Raw genomic sequence first — 5267 nt, forward strand, 5'->3', positions numbered from 1 at the left:
TAGTCGACCGTGAAGAACCCCGTTTTCAAGCTGGGACGAATTGAAATCGGACGGTGAACTGAGCGAGGATTTGGCACAACAAGAGACTGAGCCACCTGATCAGGCGACGGAAGTTGTAGCCGGCTGCGGCGAGGACGGCGTTGGCGGCATCGCCCTGGCGATGCCAAAGATAGTTGCGGCCCATCCGGTGCTCGGATTTGAGATGGCCGATGACCGGCTCGACGGCGGAGCGGCGGCGCATCTCTCGCTTGATCTGCGGGGTCACCCGCCGCTTCTGGCCTGAGATGAACACCCTGAACTTGTAATCGGGCGGGGCATTGTGACCGCGGTAGCCTTTGTCGAGCAACATGCGCTCGATGGTGTTGCCGATCATCGCCTCCATGTCCGGGATCACGGTCTTGAGCGTATGGCCGTCATACGGATTGCCGGGCAATGACTTGACGTGAGCGACGAACTGTCCACCCTTGGCATGCGCCAGCGTGGTGGCCACCGAGACCTTCACTCCGAACTCGTAGGGCCGGTGCGCCTTGCCCTTGCCGATGCATTCCACCTCCGGCGCGTGCAGCGAGTAGACTTTCGGGCCACGCTGGCGCTGCTTCTGATCGAGCACGCATCGCGCCAGCGCCAGCATGCGGTCGAGCGCGATCTCATGGAGCAAACCGACGTTGCCTTCGAGCTTGCGGGTGATGTCGCGAATGACGCGGCCGAGATAGGTTCGAAGCGTCCTCAAGGCCCGATTGGCGCGCTTGAACTGCTTGGCGTGGGCATAGCGCTGGTGCTTGATCAGGGCGAACTTGCCGACCCGCCCATAGGACTGGCGCAGCTTGATGCCTGCCCCCTTGGCGAGCCGGACCAAGATCTCGCGGGCGCGGTTCAGAAGCCGCGCATCGGTCGGGAACATCACGTTCTTGGGCTGCACCGTGGTGTCGACGATGACGCGGTTGAGATCGGACGGCTTGATCGCCTCGGTCCTGGTGGCGACCGCAAGGCTCTCCTGCAGCAGCGCCTGCAGCTTCTCCTCGCCCATGCGCTGGCGCCAGCGCGTTAGCGACGAGCGGTCGAACACCATGCGGTGCTGGAAGAACTCCTCGCCGCAGAAGAACTGGTAATAGGGGTTCTCCACCCAGCGCTCGCACAAGACCTCGTCGGAGAGGTCGTAGGTGTGCTTGAGGATGGCAAGTCCCGCCATCAAGCGCGTCGGCAGCGGCGGCCGGCCCGGCTTATCCTCATAGACCGCGCCGAACCGCTCTTCGAGGAACGACCAGTCGATCGTCCGCGAAAGCTTCACCAGCGCATGGTTCATGTCGATGATCGCGTCCAGCCGGGAGCGCAGGAGATCGGCTTGTCCGCTGTCGCGTCGTTCCTTCGGCTTCATCGTTCCCTCCGATCCGACCGAAGGAATCACGACGCGCGATTCGATGGAATCCTCAAAAGCAAAATTGCAAGCTTTTGGGTCGTCAAAGCCCGAAAGCCTGCAATCTCAAAACCCCTCTCGTCAGAAAAAAAGGACTCCCGTTCAATGACTTGGAAGTTCTTCACGGACGACTGAGTAGGGCTCATCGAGCGTGGCCGATAATCTATGTCGACTCCAAAGCTAACTCTGATCGGTGCGTAGCGTCTGGCTCCCGACAGCAAGAAGCCATGATTGGTATTGCGCTAGAGCATTTTCCGGTCTGATTGAATCGCGAGGGATTCCCAAGACGATACGGATCTGATTGAACGAAGCCGCTGCCGCGGCGTGAGGGGCAAGGTGGCGTAGATCGCCTCCTGGCTGAGAGGATGTGGGTGTTGGAGCCCATCCCCCTCAGACAGGAGTATCGAGATGGCCGATTTGAGCCCTCTTCGCCGCCGCATGATCGAAGACATGACCGTCCGCAATCTGTCGCCGGCGACGCAACGATCCTACATCAGCGCGGTTTCGAAGTTCAGCCGCTATTTTGGCCGATCGCCTGACCGGTTAGAGCTGGAAGACGTCCGCGCCTTCCAGGTGCATCTGGTCTCGACCGGCATCTCATGGCCGGCGCTGAACCAGATCGTCTGTGCGCTACGGTTTTTCTACGGCGTCACGCTCGGCGAGGCGCTGATCCCGGAGCGCATTCCCTATGCGCGAGAACCGCGCAAGCTGCCGGTCGTTCTCAGCGCCGACGAAGTGGTTCAGTTCCTCGAGGCCGTGTCGAGCCTGAAGAGCCGCGCCGCGCTCACCACGGCCTATGCGGCCGGCCTCAGGGCCTCCGAAGTCGCGGGACTGCGGATCGAAGACATCGACAGCGCCCGCGGCGTCATCCAGGTGCGCCACGGCAAGGGCGCGAAGGATCGCAATGTGATGCTGTCGCCCCAGCTGCTGGGCATCCTGCGCACCTACTGGCGGCTCGCCCGGCCGCGGCTTTATCTGTTCCCTGGTCGTGACGAAGATCATCCGATCGATCAGACCGTGTTGCACGCCGCCTGTCGGTCGGCGGTGAAGGCTGCGGGCCTGACCAAGCGCGTCACGCTGCACACGCTGCGCCACAGCTTCGCGACGCATCTTCTCGAGAGCGGAACCGATTCCGGATCATCCAGGTCTTGCTCGGGCACAATAATTTGTCGTCGACAGCGCGCTACACGCCGGTCGCCACCGATACGATCCGGGCGACGCAGAGCCCGCTCGATCGCCTGTCGCTGGAGGTGACGCCACCTGGATGATCCGCGGCGGGATGCGGGTGATGATCCGCCCCGACAGCCGCGCCAATAGGCCCGCCATCGAGATTGCCGATATTCTGCGCCGGCATGGCGACACCTATCGCCGTGACCATGCCGGTCATCTCGGTCGGGTCGAGCGGCGCGTGATGAGCGCGATCGTGGCGTGCCGGACCGAGGCGCTCGGCGGCCACATGGAGGCTTGCGACGTCTGCGGCACGACACGCGTCGCCTATAATTCCTGTCGCAACCGGCACTGTCCGAAGTGTCAGGGGCCAGCCCGGGCCGCGTGGCTCGCCGCGCGAGAAGCCGACCTGCTGCCGGTTCCCTATTTCCACGTCGTCTTCACACTGCCGGCTCCGATCGCCGCGATCGCCTTTCAGAACAAGGCCATCGTTTATGCGATCCTGTTCAAAGCCGCCGCCGAGGCAATGTCGACGCTCGCCGCCAATCCACGCCGGCTCGGCGCCGGGACCGGCTTCGTCGCCGTCCTCCACACCTGGGGCAGGCGCTGACGCACCATCCCCACGTCCACTGCGTCGTGCCGGGCGGCGGCCTCTCGCCCGATAGCGCGCACTGGATCGCCAGCCGACCAAACTTCTTCCTGGCCGTCAAACCGCTCGCCCGGCTGTTCAGACGCCTGTTCCTCGAACGTCTGACCGCCGCCTTCGACGCCGGCACCCTGAACTTCTTCGGCGATCTCGCATCCCTGGCCGAGCCTGCTGCCTTCGCAGCTCACCTCGTCGCTATGCGGCGCATCAGCTGGGTCGTCTACGCCAAACGGCCGTTCGGCGGCCCCGCGCAGGTGCTGGCCTATCTCGGCCGCTATACCCATCGCGTTGCAATCGCCAACAGCCGGCTCGTAGCCCTCGACGAGGATCACGTGGCCTTTACCTGGAAGGACTACCGCCAGAACGGCGCGACAAAGATCATGAAGCTCGAGGCCGACGAGTTCATCCGCCGCTTCCTTCTTCACACGCTGCCCGATGGCTTCCATCGCATCCGCCACTTCGGCTTCATGGCCAACGGCCATCGCGCTGCCAAACTCGCCCTTTGCCGCAAACTTCTCGATCGTGAGCGGACACCGCCAAACGATGGCAAGCCGTCGCCTGTGGATTCGGACGCTCTGACGTGGGCCAAGGTTCCCGCCTGTCCTGATTGTGGTGGCATCATGCGCATCATCGAGCGCTTTCGACACAGCTTCAGTCGTTCCGGCGCTCCAACCCAATCGTTCCGGTGCGACACATCGTGAGCCAATTCATGCCGTGCACGAAGATCGTCATTCGTCATTATGATCCCATCGTCTCGATCATCGCAGACGCTGCCGAATCCGTGCGGCCAAACAGCGCGCCGGAAACTATTCGATGCAGCGGGCCATCGATCGCTACAGCCGGTAAAATGCTCTCTGTCTCAAGTTGCCGCCATAGCGCAACCAAAACGTCGCCGCGTCAGCTCCGCAGTCTGCCGATAGCAACCCGCGATCTCAAACTATCCCCATAGCCGCACCACCGTGCATATTCTCCCGCGCCTTCGTTCAATCCGGCTTCAATGAGGTCGCGTTATAAGCGCTTGCCGCGCCCTCGCGTGAGCGCGACCTCACAGAACCCTCCAGATTCAAACTTCGTGCTGGATCGGAGGCCAGCATGAATGGCAAAGGCGCTTTCGATTGATCTTCGTGACCGTTTGATTGCCGCAGTGGCGAAGGGGATGTCGCGCCGTCAGGCTGCGGAACACTTTGGGGTAAGCGCCGCAAGCGCGATCCGTTGGTGCGCTCTTGAACGGGATGTCGGTGATGCCAGGCCGAAGCGGCAGGGCGGCGATCGGCGCTCGGGACGGATCGAGGCCCATGCCGCGCTGATCCTGAGCATTGTTGAGCAGACGAAGGATATCACGATCGCGGAGGTTCAAGCGAAGTTGGCCGAGCAGGGTCTTTCCTTCGGCATCGGCACACTCTGGCGCTTCTTCGACCGTCACCGGATCACGCTCAAAAAAAGTCGGCGCACGCCTCCGAGCAGGAGCGTCCGGATGTCGTGAAGCGGCGGCAGGACTGGTTTGATGGCCGGCGTGATCTCGACCCGGAGCGCCTTGTTTTTATCGACGAGACTTGGGCCTCGACCAACATGGCGCGACAGCGGGGGCGCGCTCTGAAGGGCGAAAGGCTGCTCGCTGCGATCCCCCATGGCCACTGGAAGACCACCACCTTCGTCGCCGGCCTGCGCCTCTCCGGCATGATGGCGCCCATGGTGCTCGACGGGCCGATCAACCGTGAGGCTTTCCAGGCCTATGTCGACCAAGTGCTGGTGCCTGAGCTCAAGCCCGGGGATATCGTCATCATGGACAACCTCTCGAGCCACAAGGGCGCAAAGGTTCGCGAGGCGATCGAGACCGTGGGCGCAACGCTGCTCTACCTGCCGCCCTACAGTCCAGACCTCAACCCCATCGAAAACGCCTTCGCCAAACTAAAGGCGCTCCTACGCAAAGCCGCCGCGCGCACTGTCGACAGCCTTTGGGCCGCTATCGGACGCGTCATCGATCTCTTCACCCCGAACGAATGTCTCAACTACTTCAACGGTAAGCGGCATGAAGCACCC

At 62.6% G+C, this 5267-nt stretch carries 2 protein-coding genes and 2 pseudogenes; 3 read left to right on the top strand and 1 reads right to left on the bottom strand.

Annotated features, from left to right (window positions below):
• Positions 1-25 precede the first annotated feature (25 nt).
• A complete protein-coding gene (locus tag FXV83_RS40010) occupies positions 26-1375 on the bottom strand; it encodes an IS5 family transposase (RefSeq protein ID WP_148745536.1) in 1350 nt (449 codons plus the stop codon).
• A 447-nt stretch (positions 1376-1822) separates the two neighbouring features.
• Between FXV83_RS40010 and FXV83_RS40015 the strand changes: the two are divergent.
• The 3 genes and pseudogenes from FXV83_RS40015 to FXV83_RS40025 form a co-directional block, all read left to right on the top strand.
• Positions 1823-2682, top strand: a pseudogene (locus tag FXV83_RS40015) (tyrosine-type recombinase/integrase).
• A 20-nt stretch (positions 2683-2702) separates the two neighbouring features.
• Positions 2703-3928: pseudogene (locus FXV83_RS40020) on the top strand (IS91 family transposase).
• A gap of 395 nt (positions 3929-4323) precedes the next feature.
• A protein-coding gene (locus FXV83_RS40025) for an IS630 family transposase (RefSeq protein ID WP_148745537.1) occupies positions 4324-5267 on the top strand; the annotation gives its coding sequence in 2 pieces (ribosomal slippage) (positions 4324-4660 and positions 4660-5267; 945 coding nt annotated over the 2 pieces). This gene is flagged as partial in the annotation.

Origin of the sequence: Bradyrhizobium hipponense (genome assembly GCF_008123965.1) — a bacterium.
GTDB classification, from domain to species: Bacteria; Pseudomonadota; Alphaproteobacteria; order Rhizobiales; family Xanthobacteraceae; genus Bradyrhizobium; species Bradyrhizobium hipponense.

Excerpts from the sequence above, each read along its gene's own strand:
- FXV83_RS40010 (WP_148745536.1), bottom strand. The coding sequence starts at position 1,375 with ATGAAGCCGAAGGAACGACGCGACAGCGGACAAGCCGATCTCCTGCGC.